This window comes from Micromonospora sp. NPDC005257 (assembly GCF_042872445.1).
Lineage (GTDB): Bacteria > Actinomycetota > Actinomycetes > Mycobacteriales > Micromonosporaceae > Micromonospora.
Genome location: NZ_JBIAKL010000010.1, coordinates 216,552 through 243,034, shown reverse-complemented (window position 1 = coordinate 243,034; position 26,483 = coordinate 216,552). Strand labels below are relative to the sequence as shown.

Below are 26,483 nucleotides of genomic sequence, written 5' to 3'. Positions count from 1 at the left end.
GCCGTGAGTGGAGATTCCGCTCACCACCGACCGCCCCGTGCGCTGTCCGCAGGCCGGCCGATCGCGCGGTCGGCCAACTGAGCACGGGGCGAGTAGCCCGCGAGCGTAAGGTGGAAAGCTGCGCACCACCATCGTTCGACAGGAGCTTCCATGACCAGCACCCTCCCGGCGGCCTCCAGCGGCGCGTCGTCGCAGGCCCGGCCGAGCACCCTCGCCGAGGGCGACTACAAGGTGGCGGATCTGTCGCTCGCCGCGTTCGGGCGCAAGGAGATCCGGCTCGCCGAGCACGAGATGCCCGGCCTGATGGCGATCCGACGTGAGTTCGCCGAGGCCCAGCCGCTGGCCGGCGCCCGCATCACCGGTTCGCTGCACATGACCGTCCAGACCGCCGTCCTGATCGAGACCCTTGTCGCGCTCGGCGCGCAGGTCCGCTGGGCGTCCTGCAACATCTTCTCCACCCAGGACCACGCCGCCGCGGCGATCGTGGTCGGGCCCGAGGGCACCCCGGAGGCCCCGGCCGGCGTGCCGGTCTACGCCTGGAAGGGTGAGACGCTGCCGGAGTACTGGTGGTGCACCGAGCAGGTGCTCAACTGGCCGGACGGGCAGGGCCCGAACATGATCCTGGACGACGGTGGCGACGCCACTCTGCTCGTCCACAAGGGCGCCGAGTTCGAGAAGGCCGGTGTCGTGCCGCCGGTCGAGTCCGCCGACTCCGAGGAGTACGCGGTCATCCTCGAACTCCTGCACCGCTCGCTGGCCGAGGACGGCCAGCGGTGGACCCGGATCGCCGCCGACATCAAGGGCGTCACCGAGGAGACCACCACCGGTGTGCACCGGCTCTACGAGATGCACCGTGCCGGCAGGCTGCTCTTCCCGGCCATCAACGTCAACGACTCGGTGACCAAGAGCAAGTTCGACAACAAGTACGGCTGCCGTCACTCGCTCATCGACGGCATCAACCGCGCCACCGACGTGCTGATCGGCGGCAAGATGGCTGTGGTCATGGGCTACGGCGACGTGGGCAAGGGCTGCGCCGAGTCGCTGCGCGGCCAGGGCGCCCGGGTCGTGGTGACCGAGGTCGACCCGATCTGCGCGCTCCAGGCGGCGATGGACGGCTACCAGGTCGCCACGCTCGACGACGTGGTGGGGCAGGCCGACATCTTCATCACCGCGACCGGCTGCTTCGACGTCATCACCAACGAGCACATGGCGCGGATGAAGCACCAGGCCATCGTGGGCAACATCGGCCACTTCGACAACGAGATCGACATGGCCGGCCTGGCCAAGCGCAACGACGTGACCCGCGAGAACATCAAGCCGCAGGTCGACGTGTGGCACTTCGACGACGGCCACGCCATCATCGTGCTCTCCGAGGGCCGTCTGCTGAACCTGGGCAACGCCACCGGCCACCCGAGCTTCGTGATGTCGAACTCGTTCGCGAACCAGACGATCGCCCAGATCGAGCTGTTCACCAAGACCGACGAGTACCCGATCGGCGTCTACGTGCTGCCCAAGCACCTGGACGAGAAGGTCGCCCGGCTGCACCTGGACGCGCTCGGCGCCAAGCTGACCACGCTCACCAAGGAGCAGGCCGCCTACCTGGGCGTCTCCCCGGAGGGTCCGTTCAAGCCGGATCACTACCGCTACTGAGTCCCACGCTCCCGAAGGGACCGGGGTCGGCCGCCGCGCGGCCGTCCCCGGTCCTTTTCGCGTACGGGGAAAGCCCTGCGAGTGTCGAACCGGGTGACGTTACGCGGATCAGCTTGACGTTCGCTGAGAACAGGAGCAAGGTATGGCTGCCCTAAGTTAACTGAGGCAAGGCTGACTACGGAGTTCCCATGTTCGCCACGTACCTGATCGGCCTGCGTGAGGGCCTGGAAGCGACGCTCGTGGTCAGCATCCTCGTCGCCTTCCTGGTCAAATCGCAGCGCCGGGACCGGCTTCCGCAGGTGTGGGCCGGCGTCGGCTTGGCCGTGGCGCTCTCCGTCCTCTTCGGCTCCCTGATCCAGTACACCTCCACCTCGCTGCTGCGCACCTCCGAGTCGCGCGAGCTGTTCGAGGCGGTCACCTCGGTCGCCGCCGTGGTCTTCGTGACCTGGATGATCTTCTGGATGCGCCGGGCCGCCCGCACCATCGCCGGTGAGCTGCGCGGCAAGCTCACCGACGCGCTCGCGGTCGGCTCCCTGGCCGTCGCCGGCATGGCGTTCCTCGCCGTGATCCGCGAGGGCCTGGAGACGGCGCTGATCTTCTACGCGGCCGCCGAGAGCGCGGCCGGCGGCACCGGGCCCGGCGCGCTGCTCGCGCTGGCCGGCGGCATCGCCACCGCCGTCGTGATCGGATTCCTGCTCTATCGCAGCGCGGTACGGATCAACCTGAGCCGGTTCTTCACCTGGACCGGCGCGCTGCTCATCCTGGTCGCCGCCGGCATCCTCAAGTACGGCGTGCACGACTTCCAGGAGGCGGGCGTGCTGCCCGGCCTGAACGACCTGGCGTTCGACATCTCGGGCACGCTCGACCCGAGTTCCTGGTACGGCGCGCTGCTCGCCGGCATGTTCAACGTCACGGCCGCGCCGACGGTGCTGGAGCTGATCGCCTGGGTCGCGTACGCGGTGCCGGTGCTCGCGCTGTTCCTGCGCAGGCCGGGCCGGCCGGCCAAGCCCGTCGACCCCGCTCAGCCCGTCGACCCCGCTCAGCCCGTCGACCCCGCTCACCGCGCCGAGCCGGTGCCGGCCGACGTGGCCGCCGTCTCGTCCCCCCGCGGCTGACCCGCCCCTTCCGAGGAGACCTCGCACCATGCGTACCACTCGACTCGTCGCGCTGACCGCCGGGCTGCTCGCCGTCGCCGTACTGGCCGGGTGCGGCGGTGACGACGCCGACGCCACGAACGGCGGGCCGATCGCCGTCAAGGCCACCGACACCGTCTGCGAGGTCGGCGACACCGAGATCGACGCCGGTCAGGTCACCTTCAAGGTGACGAACAGCGGTTCCAAGGTCAACGAGTTCTACGTCTACGCGGCCGGTGACCGGGTGATGGGCGAGGTGGAGAACATCGCACCCGGGCTCAGCCGTGAGCTGCGGGTCGAGTTGGCCGCCGGCACGTACGAGACGGCCTGCAAGCCGGGGATGAGCGGCCGGGGCATCCGGGGCGCGCTCAAGGTCAGCGGCACCGCCGCGACTGTCGCACCGGACGCCGCGCTGACCCAGGCCACCGAGAGCTACCAGCGGTACGTACGCAGCCAGACCGCCGCGTTGCTGACAAAGACCGAGGAGTTCGTGGCGGCGGTCAAGGCGAACGACGTGGCGAGGGCCAAGGCGCTGTACCCGGTGGCCCGCACCTACTGGGAGCGGATCGAGCCGGTCGCGGAGAGCTTCGGCGACCTGGACCCGAAGATCGACGGCCGCGAGGAGGTGGTCGAGGAGGGGATGGAGTTCACCGGCTTCCACCGGATCGAGAAGGACCTCTGGACCACGGGCGACATCAGCAAGGACGGTCCGATCGCCGACCGGCTCCTGACCGACGTGAAGGCGATCGTGGCGAAGGCCGACGCCGAGAAGCTCACCCCGCTCCAGCTCGCCAACGGTGCCAAGGCGCTGCTCGACGAGGTCGCCAGCGGCAAGATCACCGGTGAGGAGGAGCGCTACTCGCACACCGATCTCTGGGACTTCAACGCCAACCTGGAGGGCTCGAAGGCGGCGATCGCCGCGCTGCGCCCGGCGCTGGAGCAGCGCGCGCCCGACCTGGTCAAGCAGCTCGACAGCGAGTTCGCCAACGTGGAGGCCACGCTCGGCAGGCACCGGGCCGGCGACGGCTGGAAGCTGCACACGCAGCTCGGTAAGGCCGAGCTGAAGGAGCTGTCGGACGCGGTGAACGCGCTGGCCGAGCCGGTCAGCAAGGTCGCGGCGGCAGTCGCGCGATGACCGGTCCGGCCGGCGGTGACGCGACGAGCGAGCCGAACAGCCAGCGGACCGGTCGCGGCCTGTCCCGGCGCCGGGCGATGACCCTGGCCGGCGTCGGCGTGGCCGGCGTCGCCGGGGTGGCGGGCGGCGCGGGCGCCCTGCTCGCCGGCGGGAACGAGGCGTCCGCCACCGGCTCGGCCGCCGGTTCCGTGCCGTTCCTCGGCGAGCACCAGGCCGGCATCACCACCCCCGCCCAGGACCGGCTGCACTTCGTCGCGTTCGACGTGGTCACGAAGGACCGGGACCGGCTGGTCGCGATGCTCCAGGAGTGGACCGCCGCCGCGGCCCGGATGACCGCCGGCCGGGACGCCGGGGTGATCGGCGCGGTCGGCGGCATGCCCGAGGCGCCGCCGGACGACACCGGCGAGGCGCTCGGCCTGCCGCCGTCGCAGCTCACCCTCACCGTCGGATTCGGAGCGTCGCTGTTCCGCGACGCCCAGGGCCGGGACCGCTTCGGCATCGCCGCCCGCCGTCCGGCCGCCCTCGCCGATCTGCCGCACTTCGCCGGGGACGCGCTCAAGCCGGAGCTGTCCGGCGGCGACCTCTGCGTGCAGGCCTGCGCCAACGACCCCCAGGTGGCAGTGCACGCCATCCGCAACCTGGCCCGCATCGGCATGGGCGTGGTGAGCGTCCGCTGGTCGCAGCTCGGCTTCGGACGCACCTCGTCAACGTCGCGGGACCAGGCCACGCCGCGCAACCTGTTCGGCTTCAAGGACGGCACCGCAAACCTCAAGGCCGAGGACGCCGGCCTGCTGCGCGACCAGCTCTGGGTGCAGCCCGGCGACGGCCCGGACTGGATGACCGGCGGCTCCTACCTGGTCACCCGCAAGATCCGGATGCTGATCGAGACGTGGGACCGCAGCCCGCTGACCGAGCAGGAGACGATCGTCGGCCGGACCAAGGGCAGCGGCGCCCCGCTGGGCCGGCGCGACGAGTTCGACGAGCCGGACTTCGCCGCGAAGGGCGACGACGGCGAGCCGCTCATCGCGGACACCGCACACGTACGGCTGGCCCACCCGGACGCGAACAACGGCGCCCGCCTGCTGCGTCGCGGCTACAACTTCGTGGACGGCTCGGACGGGCTCGGGAGGCTCGACGCCGGCCTGTTCTTCATCGCCTACCAGCGGGATCCGCGCCGGCAGTTCGTACCCATCCAGACCCGGCTGGCCCGCAACGACGCGATGAACGAGTACCTGCGGCACGTCTCCAGCGGCCTGTTCGCCTGCCCGCCCGGCGTCCGCGACGCCGCAGACTGGTGGGGACGGACGCTGTTCGCCTGAGCGCGGCTCAGCGGCGCACCGGACCGGGTGTGGCCTCCGGCGCGGCGGGCCGCAACCCGGCGGCCTGTGCGGCCGGGTGCGGTACGCCCGCCGGCACCGGGACCAGCTCCGGCCAGAGCGTGGCGGTGACCGTCCGGGTGCGGCCCAACCGCAGCGCGGCCCGGCGCCCCCGCTCGGCCAGCACGGCGGACAGGTAGACCCAGTCCGGCGCGGCCCAGGGCGGAGGCGGTGAGGTGACCGTCGCGACCTCGGCCCACAGTGCCCGGCCCAGCCGGGACCGGTCCGGCTCGGCGAGCTGGGGCAACCGGTCCAGGTACTGCCGGACGGCCAGCGCCAGCCCGTCGTCGAACCGGGTCAGGTCGAGCGTGGTCCCCCAGGCCAGCAGCGGCGGGGGCGCCGGCGGCAGCGGCCGCCACACGGCGGCGCCGCGGGTGTGCACCACGAGCGTGCCGGCGACCAGGTCGCCCAGCCGGCGACCACGCGGGTCGGTGAGCATCACCGTGACGCCGGCGACCCAGCTCAGCAGCGGCAGCACCAGGCCGGGCCACTCCACCGCGACGCCGACGAGCGCCCGGGTCAGCGACTGGCCCACACCGACCGGGCCGCCGTCGGCCCGCACCACCCGCAGCCCCACGGCCAGTTTGCCCACCGTCCGGCCACCGGCGAAGCGCTCCATCACCACCGGATAACCGAGCAGGACCAGCACCAGCAGCACGATCTGGAGCGCGCCGGCCAGCGCGTCGTCGAGGACGTCGCCCAGCAGGGCGAGCGCCGCCACCGTCAGCACCGTCCCGAGCACCAGCGCCAGCACGAGCTGGATCACCGCGTCGATCAGCAGGGCGAGCACCCGGGAGCCCAGCCGGGCCGCCCGGACGTCCAGCTCCACCGCCTCGCCGCTGACCAGACCGGCGTCGGCCCACCGGGCCGGTGGGGGAGGTTGCGCGCGCACCCCGACAGTGAACACCATGGACGCCGGACGGGGGAGGGTGAGTGGATCTCGACGCGTACGTGGCCGAGCACAACGCCGAATGGCGGCGGCTGGAACACCTGACCGGGCGGCGTCGCCTCGACGCGGCCGAGGTCGACGAACTGGTCGCGCTCTACCAGCGCAGCGCCACCCACCTGTCCGCGCTGCGCGCCCGGGCCCCCGAGCCGGCGCTGGTGAACCGACTGTCCCATCTCGTCCTCGCGGCGCGGGCCCGGGTCACCGGCCGTCCCCGGCCGTCCTGGGCGGCCGTGGGCCGGTTCCTGGCCGCCGACCTGCCCGCCGCGCTCTACCGTGCCTGGCCCTGGTGGTGCGGCGTGGCCACCGGGTTCAGCGCCCTGACCGCCTTCCTCATCTGGTTCGTCGCCGGCAACCCGGACACCGCCGCCGCGTTCATCGGCGAGCAGGCCGCCCGGGAACTCGTCGACTCCCGCTTCGCCGGCTACTACAGCGAGTTCGCCGCGCCGACCTTCGCGTTCCACCTGTGGACGCACAACGCCTGGCTGGCCGCCCAGTGCCTGGCCGCCGGCGTGCTCGTGGTGCCGGTGTTCTGGCTGCTGTGGCAGAACGCGTTGAACATCGGCGTGGTCGGCGGCGTGATGGTGTCCTACGGCCGGGCGGACGTCTTCTTCGGCATGATCACCCCGCACGGGCTGCTGGAGCTGACCGGCATCTTCGTCGCCGCCGGGGTCGGACTGCGCACCGCCTGGGCCTGGATCGCCCCGCCCGCGCACCTCGGGCGCGGCCGGGCGGTCGCCGAGGCGGGAAAGCTCGCCGTCGTGGTCGCGGCCGGTCTGGTCGGCCTGTTCGCGGTCTCCGCGCTGATCGAGGCGTTCGTCACCCCGGCGCCCGTGCCGATCCCGCTGCGGGTGGCGGCGGGCGCCGCGGTGTGGCTGGCCTTCCTGGCGTACGCGCTGGTGCTCGGCCGGCGTGCGGTCAGAGCTGACCGAGGGACTTGAGCCGCAGATAGGTGTCGGCGACGGCCGGGGCCAGCCGGTGCGCGGGCACGTCCACCACTGTCACGCCGTAGCGGGACAGTGCGGCGCGTACCCGGTCCCGCTCGGCCAGCGCCCGCCACGCCGAGGCGGCCGCGTACGGGTCGTCCGGCCCGGCCGGAGTTGCGGTGGCGAGCCCGGTCAGCACCGGGTCGCTGGCGGCGGCCAGCACCACTCGGTGCCGGGTGGCCAGCCGGGGCAGCACCGGCAGCAGCCCGTCGCCGATCGCGCCCGCCTCCAACGCGGTGAACAGCACTACCAGGCTGCGCTGCCGCTCCCGGCGCAGCACCTCGGCGGCGATCAGCTCGAAGTCGGTCTCGGCCAGCGCGGGCTGCAACGGCGCCACCGCGTCGACCAGCCGGGCGAGCAGCGCCGGACGACCGCTGCCGGTGACCCGGGCCCGGATCTCGGTGTCCGCCGCCAGCAGGTCCACCCGGTCGCCCGCGCGGGCCGCGAGCGCGGTGAGCAGCAGCGCCGCGTCGATGGCGGTGTCCAACCGGGGCTCGTCGCCGAGGCGTACCGCCGACGTGCGTCCGGTGTCCAGCACGCAGACCAGGCGCCGGTCCCGCTCCGGGCGCCAGGTGCGCACCAGCACGTCGGCCCGGCGGGCGCTGCCCCGCCAGTCGATCGAGCGGACGTCGTCGCCCACCGCGTACTCGCGCAACGTGTCGAACTCGGTGCCGTGACCGCGCCCCCGGGTCACCTGCACGCCGTCGATGACCCGCAGCCGGGCCAGCTTCTCCGGCAGGTGCCGGCGGGAGTCGAAGCGGGGCAGCACGCGCAGCGTCCACCGAGGCGTCGCGGGCCGTCCGGCGCGCTGCCGGGCGCCCAGGCCCATCGGCCCGAGCGAGCGTACGGTCAGCGCCACCGCCGGCCGGTCGCCGCGCCGGGTCGGGGTGAGCCGGACCGGCAGCGTGGCGTCGCCACCGGGCGGCACGGTGAGCAGGCGATCCGGCGGCACGTCCGGGCGAGCCCCGGCCGACGGCACCCAGGCGTCGCGCACCTGGGCGTACAGCGTGCGGTCGGTCGGGTTGGCCACATGCAGCGAGACGGTGGCGGAGCCGCCGAGGCGGACCGTCCGCTCCCCGGAACGGGTCACGACCAGCGCGTCCGGCGGGACCGCCAACGCCCGGTCGAGCAGCACCAGCAGCAGCACCACGGCGGTCAGCACGGCGACGCCGAGGAACGGCGCCGGCCAGAACGGCAGCGTCAGCGCGCCCGCGCCGAGCAGCAGACCCGCCCGCCAGGTCATCGCGGCGTCGGCACGGTGGCCAGCACCGACTCCAGCACCGCGTCCACGGTCACGCCCTCCAGCTCGGCCTCCGGGCGTGCACGCAGCCGGTGCCGCAGCGTGGGCCGGGCGACCGCCTTGACGTCGTCCGGGGTGATGTGGTCGCGGCCGGCCAACCAGGACCACGCCTTGGCGGTGTTCAGCAGCGCGGTCGCGCCTCGCGGGGACGCGCCCAGCTCCAGCGCCGGCGCGGAGCGGGTGCCCCGGCACAGGTCCACGATGTAGCCGAGGACCGGCTCGGCCACGTGCACGTTCCGCACCTCGGCCCGGGCGGCGGCCAGGTCCGCCACGCCGGCCACCGGTCGTACGCCCGCCGCGCGCAGGTCGCGCGGGTCGAAGCCGGCGTGGTGCGCACGCAGCACGCCCAGCTCCTCCTCCCGCTCCGGCAGCGGCACTGTCAGCTTGAGCAGGAAGCGGTCGAGCTGCGCCTCGGGCAGCGGGTAGGTGCCCTCGTACTCGACGGGGTTCTGGGTGGCCGCGACGATGAACGGGTCCGGCAGCGGACGGCGCTCGCCCTCGACGGAGACCTGCCGCTCCTCCATCACCTCCAGCAGCGCCGACTGCGTCTTCGGCGGGGTGCGGTTGATCTCGTCGGCGAGCAGCAGGTTGGTGAAGACCGGCCCCTCCCGGAACGTGAACGCGGCGGTGCGCTGGTCGAAGATCAGCGAGCCGGTGACGTCGCCGGGCATCAGGTCGGGGGTGAACTGCACCCGCTTGGCGTCCAGGTCGAGCGCGGCGGCCAGGGTCCGCACCAGCAGCGTCTTGGCCACCCCCGGTACGCCCTCCAGCAGCACGTGTCCCCGGCAGAGCAACGCGATCACCAGGCCGGTGACCACGGCGTCCTGCCCGACGACGGCCTTCGCCACCTCGGCCCGCAGGCGGTGCAGGGCGGCGCGGGCACCGGACGGGGCGGTGGTCGTGACGGGTCCGGTCACCGGGGGTCTCCTTCGCTCGGATGCGGGGCCAGGGTACGGGTCAGGGCGTCCAGTTCGCGGGCCAGCTCCAGCAGCTCGCGGTCGTTGGCCGGGGTCGGGCCGTGGAGCAGGTCGGCCACCCGTTCCGGGTCGGCGCCGGCGCGCTCGGCGACCCGGGCGGCCACCTCGTGGTCGGACGTGTCCGGGGGCAGGTTGAGCCGGGTCACCAGCCGGTCCAGCGCGGCGGCGCGCAACGTCCCGGCGACGGTGTCCCGGGCGCCCGCCCGGCGGTAGAGCCGCGCCCGGCCGCGCACCGTCTCGGCGGACCGGACGGTCACCGGCAGCGGCTCCGACACCGGCGGCCCGTGCCGGCGGGCCCGCCACAGCACCACGAGCAGCCCGGCCAGGGCGAGCTGCACCAGGGCGGCCCAGAACCACTGCGGGAAGGCGCCCCAGAGCGGGTTCTCCCACGGCCGGTCGGCGCGGTCGGGCAGGTCGGGCCGTTTCGAGCGGCCGCTGCCGGCCGGGGTGGGCTGCTCGGTGAACGGTTCCGCGGACCAGCTCGGGCCGGTCGGCGCCGGCACCGGCCCGGGCAGGTCGAGCCAGATCAGCGGCCGGTCCCCGCCGAGCAGGCCGGTGGCGAGCGCCTCGTTGCTCCACTCGCCGATCCGGTCGTTGCGGAACGGGTCACTGGCGCCGGCCGTCACCACCTCGACCCGGCCGGGGGCGCGCAGCAGCGCGCCGCCGTAGCAGTGGTCGGCCTCGGCCGGCCCGGCGTAACGCTGGAGGTCGATCGCGGCGACGCCGGCCCGGACCGCCTCGGGCAGCCGGCACGGCTTGCCGTCCGCGTCCGGCGGCACCGCCCGCGCGGCCCAGCGCCCGCCGGCCGGCTCGATCGGGGTGCCCAGCTCGACGAGCACCCGCCGGGAGGGCTCGACCAGCACCAGCCGGCTACCGCGCGGCAGCGTGGTCAGGCCGTCGAGCAGGTCCGGGTGCACGAGCCCTGGCGCGGGCACGAACAGCGTGCTCGGCCCGGTCCGGGCGGCACGCAGCGCCGCCGTCAGATCCGTCTCCCGGCGCACCGGCACGCCCTGCGTACGCAGGGCCTCGGCGAGCCGGCTGGCGCCGTCGTCGTCGGTGGCGACCGGGGACAGGAAACCGGGCTCGTCCGCGTCGGGCCGGTCGACCGCGCGCAGCACGAGCGTGGTCACGATCAGCAGCACGGCGAGCCCGAGCGGGACGAGCAACCGGTACAGGCGCCGGCGCGGCGGCGCGGTGGCCGTGGCCGTCGCGCTCTCCGGTACGACGGTGGCGGTCACCGCGGCTCCTCCCCGCTCAGCTCGCGACTCAGGTCGGCGGCGAGTTCACACATCCGCCGGTCGTGTGCGGCGGTGGCGGGACGCTGGGCGTACCAGAGGTCGGAGAAGATCGCCCCGGCCGCGTGCAGCGTGGGCCGGACCTGCGGCCGGGCTCGGGCCGCCGCCTCGGTCAGCTCGACGACTGTCAGCCCGGGGCGGGGCTCCACCACCTGCCGGACGACCAGGAGCCGGACCATCTCGCGCAGCCGCTCCCGGACCGCCTCGGCGTACCGGCCCTCGGCCGCCAGCCGGTCGGCCAGCCCCGGCCCGGCCGGTTCCGGCAGCCGGGGCGCGGGCAGGCGCACGCCCGGCGGGTCGTCGTCGCGGGACCGGCGAGGACGCCGGAACCTGGGCCGCCTCAGCCGGGGCAGGCGCGGCCACCGTAGCCGGGGGAACCTGAACCGGGGCAGCCGGCGGGGCACCCAGGCGGGGAAGAAGTACCAGGCCACCGCCACCAGCAGCGCGACACCCAACAGGATCAGCCCGGCCAGCGGCAGTGGCACCACGTCACCGAGGGCCGCCACCGTCTCGGTCCACCATCGGCTCACCGGTACGCCGCCAGCAGAGCGGCCTCCCGCGCGCCGGCCGGCGCGCGGGAGAGCCGGATGTCCAGCCCTTCGGTGCGGATCCGGGTCTCCAGGTGCAGTACGGCGTCCAGGCAGCCGAGCGCCGAGTACGCCAGCGCGTTCACTGCGGTGAAGGCGGCGATCGTCACCGGCAGCGCCCAGGCCGAGACGTCGAACAGACCCAGCATGCCCAGCCCGTGGTAGACGCCCAGCCCGATGCCGAGCCGGATCAGCCACCAGCCCAGATAGCCCAGCAGCCGGATCGCGGCGGCCCGCGTGCCGACCCGGCCGGCGAGGCGTACCGCCCGCCAGGGCGCCCGGTGCGCCGGCGTCCCGTCCAGCACCAGCACCGGCACCACCAGGCCGAGCAGCGCGTACGCCAGGAACCAGCCCGGCCCGGTCAGCGCGGCGGCGGTGACGGTCAGCCCGACCAGGACGGCGGCCGGCAGCGCCGCGCCCAGCCGGGCGCCGCGCAGCAGCTCCGACGGCGCGGGGCGGCGGCCCAGCAGTGCCGCGCCGGCGCCGCGCGCGGCCGGGGCGCCGAGCAGCGCGATGATCGCGGCTTCGCTGCCGGCGCCGGCCGCCAGCAGCAGCCAGTACCCGGGGAGCGAGTCGCCGATCTCCGCCGGCCACCAGGACGGTGGGTCGGCTGCCACCAGCATCCGCAGCGGGTGGAGCACCGCCTGTTCGGCGAGGGCCAGCAGGAGCGCGAGCGGAACGAGCACCCGGGCCTGGTCGCGCAGCAGCAGCACGGCCGCGTCGAGCAGCTCGCCGACGGTCAGCGGACGGCGCGGCAGCACCGCGGTCGGGCCGGCGTCGGGCACGCGTACTCCTGGGCGGGGGAGCGGAGGTGGCGGGCGGGGCGACGCCCGGGGGATCATGGTTGCACGGCGGGTCCGCATCCGGTGGACCCGACCACCCGGCACGCCACGCTGGGCGGCCACGCCGACTGCTGTGGTGCGCGGGGCCGCTCGGCGCTACGGTGCCGTGGAGACGCCGAACACTCCAGACGAACGGGGATGGAACGATAAACCCCATGAGAGCCCGGGTACTCGTGGTCGACGACGACCCCGCCCTCGCCGAGATGCTCGGCATCGTGCTGCGCAGCGAGGGCTTCGTGCCGTCCTTCGTCGCGGACGGCGAACGGGCGCTGGCCGCCTTCCGCGACAACCGACCCGACATAGTCCTGCTCGACCTGATGCTGCCGGGCATGAGCGGCATCGACGTGGCCCGCGCCATCCGGGGCGAGTCCGGCGTGCCGATCGTGATGCTGACCGCCAAGAGCGACACCGTCGACGTGGTGCTCGGGCTGGAGTCCGGCGCCGACGACTACGTGGTCAAGCCGTTCAAGCCCAAGGAGCTGGTGGCCCGGATGCGGGCCCGGCTGCGCCGGGGCGAGGACGTGGCGCCGGAGATGCTGACCATCGGCCCGCCCGGCAACCAGATCACCATCGACGTGCCGGCCCACACGGTCAGCCGCGACGGCGAGGAGGTGAAGCTGACGCCGCTGGAGTTCGACCTGCTGGTCGCGCTCGCCCGCAAGCCGCGCCAGGTCTTCACCCGCGAGGTGCTGCTGGAGCAGGTCTGGGGCTACCGCCACGCGGCCGACACCCGCCTGGTCAACGTGCACGTGCAGCGGCTGCGCGCCAAGATCGAGCCGGATCCGGAGCGACCCGAAATCATCCTCACGGTGCGAGGCGTGGGCTACAAGGCGGGCACCGGATAGCCTGGTCAGCACTGTGTTGACCCCGCCACCCGCCGCGCCCCGCCGGCTACCCGCCGTGCGGGCGCTCTGGCTCGCCCTGACCGGCCGGGCCGCCCGGCTGGCGGCCGGGGTGCACCAGGCGTGGCGGCGGTCGCTCCAGGTTCGTGTGGTCACCATCACGCTCGTGGCGTCGAGCCTGCTGGTGGGCGGCTTCGCCTACCTGATCGCCGACAAGATCACCAGCATTCTGCTGGAGAACGCCGAGACCGACGTGCGACTGCGGCTGAGCAACGGCAGCGAGTACGCGGCCAAGCAGTTCAACCTCTACAGCCAGCCGCAGGAGGCGCAGCTCCAGAACACGATCGACGGCACCGTCAACTACCTGGCCGGCGGAGACCCCACCCAGACCAGCGGCGTGGTGGTGGCGATCACCGCCGACAGCTTCGCCGAGTTCATCGAACCGCGTACCACGCCCGAGGTGCCCGTGGACGCGGTGATCGGCGACGAGTTGCGGGCCGCCGTCGCCTCCGGCAAGGTCGCCCACCAGATCCGTACCGGCTCGCTCGGCGGCGAGCGCACGAAATACCTCGTCTACGGCTCCCCGGTGCCGACCAAGTTCGGGCAGGTCGAGCTCTACTACCTCGTACCGCTGGCGCGGCAGGACGCGACGGCGGCCGACGCCCGGGCCACCGTGGTCGCCACCGGCGTCGCGCTGGTGCTCCTGCTCGGCCTGCTGGCCGCCCTGGTCACCCGCCTGGTGGTGACGCCGGTACGGGTGGCCGCGCGCACCGCGCAACGGCTCTCCGCCGGGCTGCTCGACCAGCGCATGGTGGTCTCCGGCGAGGACGACCTCGCCCTGCTGGCGGCCTCGTTCAACCAGATGGCGACGAACCTGCAACGGCAGATCCTCCGGCTGGAGGAGATGTCCCGCCTGCAACGCCGGTTCACCTCCGACGTCTCGCACGAGCTGCGGACGCCGCTGACCACGGTCCGGATGGCCGCCGACCTGATCTTCGCCGAGCGCGACGAGTTCGATCCGGCGGTCGCCCGCAGTGCCGAGCTGCTCCAGGCCGAGCTGGACCGGTTCGAGGAACTGCTCACCGACCTGCTGGAGATCAGCCGGTTCGACGCCGGGTTCGCGGTGCTGGACAGCGAGCCGACCGACCTGGTGCCGGTGGCGCACCGGGTGACCGAGCGGCTGGCCGGTCTGGCCGAGCGGGTCGGCGTGACCATCGAGCTGGACCTGCCGGACACTCCGGTGATCGCCGAGGTCGACCCGCGCCGCGTCGAGCGGGTGCTGCGCAACCTGGTCGGCAACGCGGTCGAGCACGGCGAGGCCAAGCCGGTACGGATCACCCTGGGCCAGGACCAGAGCGCGGTGGCGATCACCGTGCGGGACCACGGCGTCGGCCTCAAGCCGGGGGAGGAGAAGCTGGTGTTCAACCGCTTCTGGCGGGCCGACCCGTCGCGGGCCCGGCAGACCGGCGGCACCGGGCTGGGCCTGTCGATCAGCCTGGAGGACGCCCGCCTGCACGGCGGATGGCTGGAGGCGTGGGGAGCGCCGGGGCAGGGCGCGCAGTTCCGGCTCACCCTGCCGGCCCGCGCCGGGGACCGGCTCACCACCTCCCCGCTGCGGCTGGTCCCGGCCGACGCCACGGTGCCGTTCGGTGGCCCCCGCGACGGCGGCCCGCCCGCAGTGGGGACCGGCGGCGTCCCGTCACTGACCGCCGGACCGGCCGGTGGCGACCACGCGGAGGCACGGCCGTGAACCGCCGCGTCCTGGCTCTGTTGCTGACCGGCGCGCTGCTGCCGGCCGCGCTCGCCGGATGCGGCATCCCGGACGAGACAGACGTGCAGGTGAACGGCTCGGTGCCGGCCGCCGAGTCCGGGGTGTTCAACGGCAGCCCGGCCCGGCCGCCCGAACCGGCCGACAGCAGCGAGCCGGTGCCGTTCATCGAGAACTACCTGCGGGCCGCCACGGCCGGGGAACGCGACCAGGCGTACGCGCGGGCCCGGAAGTTCCTCGCCGAGGAGGCCCGCGACCTGCTTCCGGGCAAGCCGCAGACCAGCGAGATCGAGCTGACGGTGGTGCGGCTGCGGGAGAAGCCGGAGAGCACGCCGCCGAACAACCAGGGCACCAGCACCGTGACGCTCAAGGTGCAGCAGGTGGGCGTGCTGCGCGCCGACGGCACGCTCGGCCCGCCGGTGGCGAGTGAGACGCAGTACGTCTTCGAGTTGCGACGGGCCGACCCCGGCACCGGCCTGCTGATCACCGAGCTGCCGAACGTGCTGCTGGCCAGTGACTCGGCGATGCGCGAGTACTACCGTCCCCGCACCGTCTACTTCTGGAACACCGACCTGACCCGGCTGGTGCCGGACCAGCGCTACCTGCTCTCGACAGCGCCGACTGAGCGGCGCATCACCGAGGTGATGAAGTGGCTGGCCGACCGCCCGTCGGACTGGCTCGCCCCCGCCGTGACCGGGTTGCCCGACGGCACCCAGCTGATCAACAACGCGACCGGCGCGGACGGCCACTGGGAGATCAACCTCAACATGCCGAGCGCCAACGAGCAGCGGCTGACCCGGCTCGGCACCCAGTTGGCGTGGTCACTGTCGGACCTGGACGGCCGGGTCGACCTGAAGATCCAGAACCAGAAGCGGCTCACCGTCGACCTGCGGCGCGAGCGCGCCTCGGTCGCCGCCTATCCACGCGGCGCGGATCCGGTGCGGTTCGCCGTCCACGACGGCGCGGTGCGTCCCCTGGCGTTCGGTAACGAGTCGCGGGCCGCCGCGCCGCTGCCGCCCGAGGAGAACCGCAACGTGGTCTCCGCCTCGCTCGCCCGCGCGGACGACCAGGTGCTCGCCGCGCTCGTGGTGACCGGGCCGGACAACGGCAGGCGACTCAAGGTGGGTACCGGTCCGGCGCCGGTCGCGGTGTTCAGCCCCGGCGACCGTACGTTCCGCGCGATGAGCCGCCCCACCTGGCTGCGGTCGCTGAGCATGGCCCGCCCGGCCGGTCTGGTGGCGGCCGACGGCCGGCTCTACCGGTTCGACGGCGCGGGCCGGATGAGCGAGATCCCGCTGTCCGTTCCCGGGCCGGTGACGGCTGTGGCAGGTTCCCTCGACGGCCACCGGATCGCGTTGGTCTCCGCCGGCGTGGTCTTCGTCGCCGCGGTGAGCATCGACGGTGGCGTGGTCAGCCTCGGCCAGCCCCGCCGGGTGACCACGCTGCTCACCGGCGTGACGGTGGTGGACTGGGTGGCGGAGAACGAGCTGGCGTTGGCCGGCAACGAGGTGGACCGGCGCTCGGCGATCCACCAGCTCAGCGTCGACGGCGCCTGGGAGACGCCGCTGGCGGTGGAGATCGGCGCCCCGGTGACCCAGCTCGCCGGGTATCCGGGCGGCGGCGACCGCGGCCTGGCCGCGTTCTCGTTCATGTTCGAGACGGACGGCGCGGCCTGGCGGAACAACCCGTTCGACTACGTCAGGCGGGAGCAGGTGCTCGAGGTTCCGGCGGGTAGCCGGGCGACCAACCCGACCGCGCCGTTCTTCCTCTACTGACCGCCCGTGCGTGACCTGGGCGGGCTCTGGTCGGACCTGACCGACCTGGTGCTGCCCGCCGGGTGCGCCGGCTGCGGCGCGACGTCGGTGCGGCTGCGGCACGGCTTCTGCCCCGGCTGCGTGCGCGAGCTGGAGTCGCTGCGTCCCGCACCGGCCCGGCCCGATCCGGCCCCGTCCGGCCTTCCGCCCTGCGTCGCGCTCGGCCCGTACGGCGGTGCGCTGCGCGAAGGGCTGCTGGCGTACAAGGAACGGGGTCGGCACGGGCTGGCCCGGCCGCTGGGGGCGCTGCTGGCCGAGGTGGTCGCGGCGGCGGTGGGGCCGCCCGGCCCGGTGACGCTCGTGGCGGTCCCGGACACCGCCCGCGCGGCCCGGGCCCGCTACGGCGACCATCTCGACCGGCTGGTCCGGCCGGCGGCGGCCCGGCTGCGCGCGGCCGGTTGGCCGGTACGCGTGCTGCGCCCGCTGCGGGCGCTGCCCCGGATCGACTCGGTGGCGCTGGACAGCGCCGGACGGGCCGCCGCGGCCGAAGCAGCGTTCCGGCTGCGCCGCCCGCCGGGCGGGCAGCGGCCGGCGGACACTGTGGTGCTGCTCGACGACATCGTCACCACCGGCGCCACGCTGGCGGCGGTGAGCCGGATGTTGCGCCGCGCGGGAATGACGCCAAAGGCCGCGGCGGTGCTCGCCGCAACGCAAAAGCGGCACCGTCGGTGACGCTTCGTGCATCCGTTTCACCCCATGGTGTATGAGGTGTTAAATTCCGCGACCGCCTTCGGCGACCAGGGGTGACGGGTGGCCGAACAGGAGTTAGCGTTTCGTTGTCGGGGGTAGTGAGGATGCCAACCTTCCCCGGCACTGGAAGGAGGCGTAGCCGAACAACACCGGTCGACGCCGAGCGGGGCCCTCCCGGGTGCGTCGACCGGATGATCCGGACCGAACGACCGTCCGAACAAGGGAGGTCACGTGGACATCGTGGTCAAGGGCCGTAACGTCGAAGTGCCGGACCATTACCGGGTACACGTAGCCGAGAAGCTCGCAAAGATCGAACGCTACGACCAGAAGCTCATTCGCGTGGACGTCGAGTTGTTCCACGAGCGCAATCCACGCCAGGCGGACACCTGCCAGCGGGTGGAGATCACGTGCGTGACGCGCGGCCCGGTGATCCGGGCCGAGGCCTGCACGAACGACTTCTACAGCGCGCTCGACGCCGCCATCGCCAAGCTGGACACGCGCTTCCGCCGCGCCGCGGACCGCCGCCGGGTGCACCGGGGACGGCCGCCGATCTCAGTGGCCGCCGCGACCGCCGGGCTGCCGGTGGCCGACCTCGACGGGCCCGGCCTGGCGGCGAGCGACGGCCGCGGCGCCGCCACCGCCGTCGCCGAGCGCCCCGACGAGGACCGCTACGCCGAAAACGACGACCAGCCGTGGCACATCGCCCGGGCCAAGGTCCACCCCGCCGACCCGATGACCGTCGACGACGCGTTGTTCCAGATGGAACTGGTCGGCCACGACTTCTACCTGTTCCAGGACAAGGAGTCCGGCCGCCCGAGTGTGGTCTACCGGCGGCACGCGTACGACTACGGGATCATCCAGCTCGACACGTGACCCCTTGACCGGTCAGGACGGGCCCCCGCGCGGGGCCCGTCCTCAGCTCTCGTCGGTGGACAGCCGGCCGTAGACCACCGAGTCGACGCGGGTGCCCTCCGGGCCGGGCAGCCGGCCGCGAAGCAGCCCTTCCCGCCGGAAGCCGGCACGTTCCAGGACCCGCTGCGAGGCGATGTTGTCCGGCCGGGTGCCGGCCCAGAGCCGGGCCACCCCGATGCCGAACGCCCATGCGGAGACCAGCCGGACCGTGCGGGCCGCCAGCCCGCGCCCGCGCGCCTCGGGCAGCAGGCTGTAGCCGAGCATGGCCTGCCCGGTGGCCGGCTCGTCGTAGAACAGCGCGCAGCCGCCGACGACAACGCCGGTGGCCGCGTCGAGGATCGCCAGGTCGGCGGCCTCGCCCGCCAGCCAGCGGCTCGCCGCCAGCCGGCAGCGGCGCGCGAGCGCCGCCCGCTCCGGCGACACCGGCGGCACCCGGTTCGCCACCACCTCCGGCAGCGTGTGCAGCCGGTACAGTGCGTCGGTGTCCGCCGGCTCCACCGGGCGCAGCGTCACCACACCGTCGGTGAGCCGGCCGTCCGGCAGGTCGGGCAGCAGCCGGGCGACCGGGCCGGGCGGGTCGTCGGCCAGCCGCGCCCAGGCGATCAGGTCCTGGCGTCTGCCGTCGCCGTCCGCGCCCGCGGCCCGGCGTACCCCCTCGTGCCGGTAGCCGCAGGCGAGCGCGATGTGCTGGCTCGCCACGTTGTCGGCGCGGGTGAGCAGTTCCAGCCGGGCCGTCCCGGCGGCGAACGCCCGCTCGCTCAGCAAGCGGGTCGCCGCTGTGGCCACCCCCCGCCCCTGGGCCCACCGTCCCACCCAGTAGCCGATTTCGCAGATCGCCCGCTCCGCGCTGAGCCGGGTCAGCCCGATGCTGCCGAGCAGCCGGTCGGACGCCGGGTCGGCGATCGTGTACGCGGCACCGCCCGCCGCCCATGCGGCAGGGGCTCCCTCGGTGATCCACCACCTGGCGGCGTCGGCGTCGTACGGATCGGGCAGCTGGGGCATGAACCGGCGGATCTCCGGGTCGCCGCACCCGGCCACCATGTCTGGCACGTCGCCGAGGTGGCACGTCCGAAGTCGTACGCCGTACCCCTCGATCGTCTCCGGCGTCACGTCAGGTCGCCCGGCAGCAGGCCGCCGATCCACACGTCCTGCCGCTCGCCGCGGTGCTGGATGCCGTCGCGCAGCGTGCCCTCGACGGTGAAGCCGGCCTTCTCGGCGGCCCGCCGGGAGGCGGTGTTGCCCACGTTCGCCCGCCACTCGACCCGGGCCAGGCCGAGCGTGGTGAAGCCCCAGGCGCACACGGCGGCAAGCGCGGCCGGCAGGTAACCCCGGCCGCGGGCGTGCGGCGCGGTCATGTAGCCCACGTCGGCGACCAGCGGATCGCCCGGCAGCAGGCGCAGGTCGACCGAGGCGACGTAGCGGTCGTCCGGGTCGGCCACGGCGAACATCACGGCGGTGCCCCGCGCCCAGGCCGGGCGGACCAGGTCGCGCAGGTAGCCCTCGGCGTGCTCCGACCGGTACGGGTGCGGCACCGTGGTCCAGCGGACGGTCTGCTCGTCCTGGCAGGTACGCGTCACCTCGGGCAGGTCGCGTTCCTCCGGCGCGCGCAGCCGCAGTTCGGTGTCCCCGGCGGTGGCGAACAGGACCGGCTGCGGCCGGCCGAAGACGGCCGCTCGGCGGGCCTGGAGCGTGTCCGGGCCGTAGGGGATCGGCTCACCCGCCGCGGCGACCTCGCCGGGGAGCAGCGAGCCGATCCAGCCCTCCGGACGGCCGCCGGGGCTGGGATGGGCCAGCCGCAGCTCACCGTCGATCCGGAAGCCGGCGCGCAGCGCGACCAGCCGGGAGGCGTGGTTGCCGATCTCGGCCTGCCAGATGAGCCGGCGTAGCTTGAGGGCGTCGAACGCCCAGCGGGCCAGCGCGCGGGTGGCGCGGACCGCGACGCCCCGGCCCCGGGCCCACGGCGCGGTCCAGTAGCCCACCTCCGCCGAATCCAGCGTGCGGTCGATGGAGTCCAGGCCGATCGAAGCGAGCAGCTCACCGGTGCCGGCGTCGCAGACCGCGAACTGCGCCCCGGTGCCCTCGGCCCAGGCGGTGGCGCTGGTCGTGGTGACGGACTCGGTCGCGTGCTCCGGCAGGTACGGGCGAGGTACGGTGGTCCAGCGCTGGATGTCCGGATCCTGGCAGGCGCGGTGCACCGCGTCTGCGTCCTCCGCGCGCCACGGGCGCAGCAGCAGGCCGTCCTCGATGATCTCCACAGGCTCCATTCGAGCCATCGTGCCGGATCGTTCGCGCACGGCGTAACCCGATTAGCAGCCGGTGGCGCACGGTCGCGGCGTTATGTCGGGTTCCGGAGCCCGGACCGCCGCCACCAGTGACCATCGTCGCGTCGGAGCGCCTACGATGGTTCGAGACCGTCTAGGGGAGCGTTGATCCGTGTCGATTCTGGAAAAGTTCCTTCGCGCCGGCGAGGGCCGCATGGTGCGTCGGCTGAAGGCCATCGCTGCCGCCGTCAACTCGATCGAGGACGACTACGTCGACCTCAGCGACGACGAGCTGCGCGGCATGACCGACCAGTTCAAGGAGCGGCTCGAGGACGGCGAGACCCTCGACGACCTGCTGCCCGAGGCGTTCGCGGTGTGCCGGGAAGCCGCCTCGCGGGTGCTCGGCCAGCGCCCCTACGACGTCCAGGTGATGGGTGGCGCGGCGCTGCACTTCGGCAACATCGCCGAGATGAAGACCGGTGAGGGCAAGACGCTCACCTCGGTCATGCCGGTCTACCTGAACGCGCTCGGCGGCAAGGGCGTGCACGTGATCACGGTGAACGACTACCTGGCCGAGCGCGACGCCGCCTGGATGGGCCGCGTCCACGAGTTCCTCGGCCTGCGCGTCGGCGTGGTGCTGCCCAACCGGCCCGCCACCGAGCACCGCGCGGCCTACGAGTGCGACATCACCTACGGCACGAACAACGAGTTCGGCTTCGACTACCTGCGCGACAACATGGCCTGGTCGAAGGAGGAACTGGTCCAGCGCGGCCACTTCTTCGCCGTGGTCGACGAGGTCGACTCGATCCTGATCGACGAGGCGCGTACCCCGCTGATCATCTCCGGTCCGGCCGAGCACTCCGCCCGGTGGTACCAGGAGTTCGCCACCGTGGTGGCCCGGCTCCAGCCCGGCACCGACGGCGAGGGCGACTACGAGGTCGACTACGCCAAGCGGACCATCGCGATCACCGAGCGCGGCGTGGCCAAGGTGGAGGACCGCCTCGGCATCGACAACCTCTACGAGTCGGTGAACACCCCGCTCGTCGGCTACCTCAACAACGCGATCAAGGCCAAGGAGCTCTACAAGCGCGACAAGGACTACATCGTCAACGACGGTGAGGTCCTGATCGTCGACGAGTTCACCGGCCGCATCCTGCACGGCCGCCGCTACAACGAGGGCATGCACCAGGCGATCGAGGCCAAGGAGGGGGTGGAGATCAAGCAGGAGAACCAGACCCTGGCCACCATCACCCTCCAGAACTACTTCCGCCTCTACGAGAAGCTCTCCGGCATGACCGGTACCGCCCAGACCGAGGCGGGCGAGTTCAACAAGGTCTACAAGGTCGGCGTCGTGACCATCCCGACGCACCGGCCGATGGTCCGGCTCGACCGGCCCGACGTCATCTACAAGACCGAGAAGGCCAAGTTCAACGCCGTCGTCGAGGACATCGCCGAACGGCACCAGCAGGGCCAGCCGGTGCTGGTCGGCACCGTCTCGGTGGAGAACTCCGAGATCCTGTCGCACATGCTGCGCCGCCGCGGCATCCCGCACTCGGTGCTGAACGCGAAGTTCCACGCCAAGGAGGCGGAGATCGTCGCCCAGGCCGGGCGCAAGGGCGCGGTCACCGTCGCGACCAACATGGCCGGCCGTGGTACTGACATCCTGCTCGGCGGCAACCCCGAGTTCCTCGCCGCGAACGAGCTGCGCCAGCGCGGGCTCGACCCGGTCGAGCAGCCGGAGGAGTACGCCAAGGCGCTGGAGGAGATCCTTCCGACCTGGAAGCAGGCGTGCGACACCGAGGCGGAGGAGGTGGCCGCCGCCGGTGGGCTCTACGTGCTGGGCACCGAGCGGCACGAGTCCCGCCGGATCGACAACCAGCTGCGCGGTCGCGCCGGCCGGCAGGGTGACCCGGGCGAGTCCCGCTTCTACCTGTCGCTGCAGGACGAGCTGATGAAGCGCTTCCGGGCCGGCGCGGTCGAGGCGGTGATGGACCGCTTCAACATCCCGGAGGACGTGCCCATCGAGTCGAAGATGGTCACCCGCCAGATCAGGAGCGCCCAGGCCCAGATCGAGGGCCAGAACGCCGAGATCCGCAAGAACGTCCTCAAGTACGACGAGGTGCTGAACAAGCAGCGCCAGGTGATCTACGCCGAGCGCCTCCGGGTGCTCAACGGCGAGGACCTGTCCGAGCAGGTCCGCAACATGATCGACGACGTCGTGACCGCGTACGTGGTCGGGGCGACGAGCGACGGCTACGCCGAGGACTGGGATCTCGACCAGCTCTGGTCGAGCCTGAAGCAGCTCTACCCGGTCGGCGTCACCGTCGAGGAGCTGGAGGAGGAGGTCGGCTCCCGCTCCGGCATCGACCAGGACTTCCTGCTCGCCCGCCTCAAGGAGGACGCGCACGCCGCGTACGACAGGCGTGAGGAGAACCTCGGCGAGGAGGCGGTGCGCCAGCTCGAGCGCATGGTCCTGCTCCAGGTGATCGACCGTAAGTGGCGCGAGCACCTCTACGAGATGGACTACCTCCAGGAGGGCATCAGCCTGCGGGCGTACGCCCAGCGCGACCCGGTCATCGAGTACCAGCGCGAGGGCTTCGACATGTTCGCCTCCATGATGGACGGCATCAAGGAGGAGACGGTCGGCTTCCTCTACAACCTGGAGGTGCAGGTCGAGGAGGCGGAGCCGGAGGCTGAGGAGGTGGCACTGCTGGAGAAGCCGGTGGAGATCCGGGCCAAGGGTCTCAACCGCGCGCCGCAGCAGCAGGGCCTGCAATACTCCGCACCGTCGGTGGACGGCGAGGCCGGCCGGGGCGCCCCGGTGATCGAGCGGCCCGAGCAGCAGGCTCCGGCGCTCGGCATCGGCCAGCAGTCCTCGGAGCGCCCGGCCGCCACCACGCCGCGCCGTGCGCCGGCCGGGGCGAGCGGCCAGGCGGTCGCCGCGAGCACCGCCCGGCGGGCAACGCCGGGCCAGGTCGACGGCGGCGAGGGCCCGTCTCGTAACGCGCCCTGCCCGTGTGGCTCGGGCCGCAAGTACAAGCGCTGCCACGGCTCCCCCAACGGCGGCAACTGACCGAAACGCCCCGACGGGCCCCGGCCTCCCGGCCGGGGCCCGTCGCCGTCCCCGTCGCCCTCCCGCCTTCCTGTTCCGCGATCTTGCACTTGTGGCCCCCGTCGTGACCGATTCATGCCGGTATCGGAGGGCGGCAAGTGCAAGATCGGCGCAGGTGAGGGCGCGGCGCGTCGAGGGGGGCGCCACGACGTCGAGAGAACGAGTGCTCAGAGGACGTCCAGGACGAGGCACAGCCAGGCGCCTCGGCGGCGTTCCAGGCGTACCGCTACCGCCCAGCTCGTGCCCCCGACGCCGGCGAACACGGCGGTGGCCTCGACCGCGCCCGGGCGGGGCTCGCAGACCCGCAGGCGCCGCAGCAGCAGCGCCGGCCGGGCGGTACGGCGGCGGACCGGCGTCACCCGGCGGGCGGCGCGGGTCAGCTCGACCGACACCGGACCGGCCGCCTCGGGCACGCAGAGCGGCCGGAGCTGGCCGGGTGGCCGGAAGCCGTTCACGATCTCCAGGAAGGTGCGCACGAACCGGTGCGCCGCCCGCGTTCCCTCGGGCGTGGCGGAGGCGAGGGCTGATGCGGGTGTGCCCGACCAGCGTGGCCACGCTGGTGCCGGGTCAGGGGCGCGGCCGGGCGGGCGCGCGGCGGCACGGTGCCGCGGATCGGCCAGGTCGAGCATGAGCTGACCGGCGGGACTCCAGAGCGGCTCCTCGTCGGTGCACGGCGGATCGAGCGGCGGGGCGGGCCGGAGACGGACCGGCGGGCGGGGTGCGTGGGGACGGCGGGTGTCGACCATCTCGAATCCTTGCGTTTGCTTCCGTTTGCCTCCGACAGGCTCTCATCTTCTCGGACTCGTACGACCGGCGTCAATGGCGCACGGTCGGCGGGCGGTCACTCCTCGTCGCGCTCGCCGAGCGGGTTGCCGCGTACCCACTCGGCGGTCTCGGCGTACTTGCGCTCGATGTATTCCTCCAGCCGGGCGCGCTCGACCCGCCACTGGCCCCGGCCACCGATCTTGATCGCGGGCAGCTCGCCGCTGCGGACCATGTGGTAGACCTGCGAGTCCGAGACGTTCAGCTCGGCGGCGACGTCGGACAGCAGCAGGAACCTCGATTCCACGGTGACTCCCGGGGTTGGTTTCGTTTGCTTCAGTTTGCCATCACCGGGTGACACCGCCGGGTGCCCGTTCGGGAGACACACCGGCGGGAGACTTCACCCCGCGCCGGTGCCGGGTGTATGACGGTCTCGGCGTACGGCATGATCGGCGCCCGGAGTCGGCGCCCGCCGACGATCGGCCTGAGTGTGGGAGTGAGCCGTGACCGACGATCTTGTCCGGGTGTACCTGCCGGCGACCGTCCCCATGCTCGCCCGGCTGCGCGAGGAGGGGCTGAGCGCCGAGGCGGCGCACGCCGTGACCCCGGAGCTGCGCGAGTGGTACGCCGAGGGCGACGAGGAGGAACTGGAGTACGTCGCGTTCACCCGCGCCGCCCAGGAAGCGCTGCTCCTGCTCCGGCACGATCCCGCCGCGCCCCGGCGGCGGGTGGTGGTCTCGGCCGACCTGCCGGCCCGGGCGGTCGGGCGGGTCGGCGGCGAGCTGGGATCGAGTGTGGTCCAGCCGGCCGGACCGGTGCCCGTCAAGTCGGTCGCCGCGCTGCACGTGGACGGCGCGGACGCGGTCGAGGACGTGGCCGCGGCCGTCGACATGGTGGTGGAGGCCCAGGCCGGCGACCCGGACGCGCAGTTCACCGTCGACAGCGCCGAGGACCACGAACTGGAGTGGTACGACGTGACCGAACTGGACCTGCTGCTGCGCGCGGCCGGCTGACGGCGGTTCAGGCCGCCGGCTCGTCCTCGTCCTCGTCGTCGTCCACCGGCCGCGGGCCGAGCGTGCGGCCGAAGACGATGAGCGTGGTCAGCGCGCCCACGAAGAGCACCCAGATGCCGTTGTCCACCCGCGAGGTGCCCAGCGCGGTCTGCGCCACCTCGTCGGCCTCGCTGAGCGCGGCGGCCAGGTCGAGCAGCCCGCGCCCGCCGATCCGGATGATCACCTCGGTGAGCAGGAGGAGCAGGCCCGCGCCGGCGCCGGCAACCAGGTACGCCGGCCAGCGCAGCGGCGACGCCGCGCCGTCGCGACGCTCCGCCCGGCGGCGGGACCAGGTCAGATAGAGGTACGCGGCCAGGCCGGCGAGCAGTCCGGCGAGCAGCGACTCGGTACGCGAGACCCACTTCGCGGCGTCCAGCACCGACTGCTGCGTCTCCCCGGCGCCGAACAGGTCGGAGAGGGGGTCGCGGGCACGGCTGAACAGCACCACGAAGATCTGCGCGGTGAGCGTCGCGAGCGTGATCGCCCCCACCACCCGGGCCTGGCGCGCGCCGGCCATCGCCCCGCCGATGATCGCGGCTGCCGCCGTGGTGCCGGCGATGGTGTTCGTGGTGGCGTTGTCCGCGTACGTCAGGTTGATCGCCACGGCGGCGACGAGCCCGACCAGGAGGCCGGCGCCGACGGCGGCCAGGAAACGGAGCGTGGCGCGGCCCAGCCGGTTGGTCGCGAGCAGGGCGACGGTGGCGCCGGTGACAAGCGCCGCGGTGATGACGCCCGGCAACGCGTACGCGGAAAGGCTGATCGCGGTGACGCCGGCGGCTGTCGAGTGGATCGCCTCCCGGGTGGACCAGAGCATGGCGGCCAGCCATCCGGTCGAGACCAGGGCGAGCACGAGGGCGCCCGGGGCGAACTCCGGACGCCCGGCCGCGACGGCCTCGTCCGTGCTCGCCGCGCCGACCGACGGCTCGACGGCCTCGGGCTGATCCGTCTCGGCGGCCGTGGGGATGCCGGGCTGGTTGCTCATCGTCTTCCCTTCGACGGTCGCCGGATCTTCCCGCGCCGGGCCGGGCAGGTCACCGGTCATC

Annotated in this window: 23 protein-coding genes; 12 read left to right on the top strand and 11 right to left on the bottom strand. The window is 73.5% G+C overall.

Features of this window, described 5'->3' with window-relative positions; translation table 11 throughout:
- Nucleotides 1–150: 150 nt before the first annotated feature.
- From ahcY to efeB, 4 genes are all read left to right on the top strand, one after another.
- A complete protein-coding gene (ahcY, locus tag ACFYO8_RS22305; protein WP_354865097.1) occupies nt 151–1,650 on the top strand; it encodes an adenosylhomocysteinase in 1,500 nt (499 codons plus the stop codon).
- Nucleotides 1,651–1,838: 188 nt separating this feature from the next.
- Nucleotides 1,839–2,765 (top strand): iron uptake transporter permease EfeU, encoded by a 927-nt coding sequence (gene efeU, locus ACFYO8_RS22300; protein ID WP_354865099.1) that lies wholly within the window; start codon nt 1,839–1,841, stop codon nt 2,763–2,765.
- 28 nt (nt 2,766–2,793) lie between these two features.
- Nucleotides 2,794–3,918 carry an iron uptake system protein EfeO gene (efeO, locus tag ACFYO8_RS22295; RefSeq protein ID WP_354865101.1) on the top strand — a complete coding sequence of 375 codons (1,125 nt, stop codon included), beginning with the start codon at nt 2,794–2,796 and terminating at the stop codon, nt 3,916–3,918.
- On the top strand, nt 3,915–5,237 hold the full coding sequence (gene efeB, locus ACFYO8_RS22290) for an iron uptake transporter deferrochelatase/peroxidase subunit (RefSeq protein WP_354865103.1): 1,323 nt from the start codon (nt 3,915–3,917) through the stop codon (nt 5,235–5,237). Before efeO ends, efeB begins: the two co-directional genes overlap by 4 nt.
- A 7-nt stretch (nt 5,238–5,244) precedes the next feature.
- Here the strand turns inward: efeB and ACFYO8_RS22285 are convergent, their stop codons facing one another.
- The gene (locus ACFYO8_RS22285; RefSeq protein ID WP_354865105.1) at nt 5,245–6,186 is read right to left on the bottom strand and encodes an RDD family protein; all 942 of its coding nucleotides are present in this window, start codon (nt 6,184–6,186) and stop codon (nt 5,245–5,247) included.
- Nucleotides 6,187–6,227: 41 nt separating this feature from the next.
- On the opposite strand from ACFYO8_RS22285, the gene ACFYO8_RS22280 reads away from it, so the two are divergent.
- Nucleotides 6,228–7,181: a stage II sporulation protein M gene (locus ACFYO8_RS22280; protein WP_354865107.1), complete on the top strand. Its 954-nt coding sequence runs from the start codon at nt 6,228–6,230 to the stop codon at nt 7,179–7,181.
- Here the strand turns inward: ACFYO8_RS22280 and ACFYO8_RS22275 are convergent.
- Genes ACFYO8_RS22275 through ACFYO8_RS22255 form a run of 5 tightly spaced genes read right to left on the bottom strand, consistent with a single transcriptional unit; the run spans nt 7,159 to nt 12,170 of the window.
- Nucleotides 7,159–8,469, bottom strand: a complete 1,311-nt coding sequence (locus ACFYO8_RS22275; protein ID WP_354865109.1) for a DUF58 domain-containing protein — start codon at nt 8,467–8,469, stop codon at nt 7,159–7,161. The genes ACFYO8_RS22280 and ACFYO8_RS22275 overlap by 23 nt on opposite strands.
- Entirely contained in the window at nt 8,466–9,443 is a 978-nt protein-coding gene (locus tag ACFYO8_RS22270) for a MoxR family ATPase (RefSeq protein WP_354865111.1), read from the bottom strand. Before ACFYO8_RS22270 ends, ACFYO8_RS22275 begins: the two co-directional genes overlap by 4 nt.
- A complete protein-coding gene (locus ACFYO8_RS22265) occupies nt 9,440–10,741 on the bottom strand; it encodes a DUF4350 domain-containing protein (protein WP_354865113.1) in 1,302 nt (433 codons plus the stop codon). Before ACFYO8_RS22265 ends, ACFYO8_RS22270 begins: the two co-directional genes overlap by 4 nt.
- Nucleotides 10,738–11,328 carry a DUF4129 domain-containing protein gene (locus ACFYO8_RS22260; RefSeq protein ID WP_354865115.1) on the bottom strand — a complete coding sequence of 197 codons (591 nt, stop codon included), beginning with the start codon at nt 11,326–11,328 and terminating at the stop codon, nt 10,738–10,740. Before ACFYO8_RS22260 ends, ACFYO8_RS22265 begins: the two co-directional genes overlap by 4 nt.
- Nucleotides 11,325–12,170: a hypothetical protein gene (locus ACFYO8_RS22255; RefSeq protein WP_354865117.1), complete on the bottom strand. Its 846-nt coding sequence runs from the start codon at nt 12,168–12,170 to the stop codon at nt 11,325–11,327. The genes ACFYO8_RS22260 and ACFYO8_RS22255 overlap by 4 nt, the downstream gene beginning before the upstream one ends.
- A gap of 212 nt (nt 12,171–12,382) precedes the next feature.
- On the opposite strand from ACFYO8_RS22255, the gene mtrA reads away from it, so the two are divergent.
- The 5 genes from mtrA (at nt 12,383) to hpf (ending at nt 18,214) form a co-directional block, all read left to right on the top strand.
- Complete coding sequence (gene mtrA, locus ACFYO8_RS22250) at nt 12,383–13,072, top strand: MtrAB system response regulator MtrA (protein ID WP_013284210.1); 690 nt, start codon at nt 12,383–12,385, stop codon at nt 13,070–13,072.
- 13 nt (nt 13,073–13,085) lie between these two features.
- A complete protein-coding gene (gene mtrB, locus ACFYO8_RS22245; RefSeq protein ID WP_354865119.1) occupies nt 13,086–14,819 on the top strand; it encodes an MtrAB system histidine kinase MtrB in 1,734 nt (577 codons plus the stop codon).
- A complete protein-coding gene (locus tag ACFYO8_RS22240; RefSeq protein WP_354865121.1) occupies nt 14,816–16,612 on the top strand; it encodes an LpqB family beta-propeller domain-containing protein in 1,797 nt (598 codons plus the stop codon). The genes mtrB and ACFYO8_RS22240 overlap by 4 nt, the downstream gene beginning before the upstream one ends.
- Nucleotides 16,613–16,618: 6 nt before the next feature.
- Nucleotides 16,619–17,323 carry a ComF family protein gene (locus tag ACFYO8_RS22235; RefSeq protein WP_354865123.1) on the top strand — a complete coding sequence of 235 codons (705 nt, stop codon included), beginning with the start codon at nt 16,619–16,621 and terminating at the stop codon, nt 17,321–17,323.
- 249 nt (nt 17,324–17,572) lie between these two features.
- Complete coding sequence (hpf, locus tag ACFYO8_RS22230; RefSeq protein ID WP_354865125.1) at nt 17,573–18,214, top strand: ribosome hibernation-promoting factor, HPF/YfiA family; 642 nt, start codon at nt 17,573–17,575, stop codon at nt 18,212–18,214.
- A gap of 42 nt (nt 18,215–18,256) precedes the next feature.
- Here the strand turns inward: hpf and ACFYO8_RS22225 are convergent, their stop codons facing one another.
- Both ACFYO8_RS22225 and ACFYO8_RS22220 read right to left on the bottom strand, forming a co-directional pair.
- Nucleotides 18,257–19,363, bottom strand: a complete 1,107-nt coding sequence (locus ACFYO8_RS22225) for a GNAT family N-acetyltransferase (protein ID WP_354865127.1) — start codon at nt 19,361–19,363, stop codon at nt 18,257–18,259.
- A complete protein-coding gene (locus tag ACFYO8_RS22220; protein ID WP_354865129.1) occupies nt 19,360–20,517 on the bottom strand; it encodes a GNAT family N-acetyltransferase in 1,158 nt (385 codons plus the stop codon). Before ACFYO8_RS22220 ends, ACFYO8_RS22225 begins: the two co-directional genes overlap by 4 nt.
- Nucleotides 20,518–20,686: 169 nt before the next feature.
- Between ACFYO8_RS22220 and secA the strand changes: the two genes are divergently transcribed.
- Nucleotides 20,687–23,587 carry a preprotein translocase subunit SecA gene (secA, locus tag ACFYO8_RS22215; protein WP_354865131.1) on the top strand — a complete coding sequence of 967 codons (2,901 nt, stop codon included), beginning with the start codon at nt 20,687–20,689 and terminating at the stop codon, nt 23,585–23,587.
- Between the two features lie 206 nt (nt 23,588–23,793).
- On the opposite strand, the gene ACFYO8_RS22210 is transcribed toward secA, so the two are convergent.
- Complete coding sequence (locus tag ACFYO8_RS22210) at nt 23,794–24,372, bottom strand: Rv3235 family protein (RefSeq protein ID WP_354865133.1); 579 nt, start codon at nt 24,370–24,372, stop codon at nt 23,794–23,796.
- Between the two features lie 95 nt (nt 24,373–24,467).
- Entirely contained in the window at nt 24,468–24,695 is a 228-nt protein-coding gene (locus ACFYO8_RS22205; protein WP_013474124.1) for a helix-turn-helix domain-containing protein, read from the bottom strand.
- Nucleotides 24,696–24,891: 196 nt separating this feature from the next.
- Between ACFYO8_RS22205 and ACFYO8_RS22200 the strand changes: the two genes are divergently transcribed.
- A complete protein-coding gene (locus ACFYO8_RS22200; protein ID WP_354865135.1) occupies nt 24,892–25,401 on the top strand; it encodes a DUF6912 family protein in 510 nt (169 codons plus the stop codon).
- A 7-nt stretch (nt 25,402–25,408) separates the two neighbouring features.
- On the opposite strand, the gene ACFYO8_RS22195 is transcribed toward ACFYO8_RS22200, so the two are convergent.
- The gene (locus ACFYO8_RS22195) at nt 25,409–26,422 is read right to left on the bottom strand and encodes a hypothetical protein (RefSeq protein WP_354865292.1); all 1,014 of its coding nucleotides are present in this window, start codon (nt 26,420–26,422) and stop codon (nt 25,409–25,411) included.
- Nucleotides 26,423–26,483: the final 61 nt, after the last annotated feature.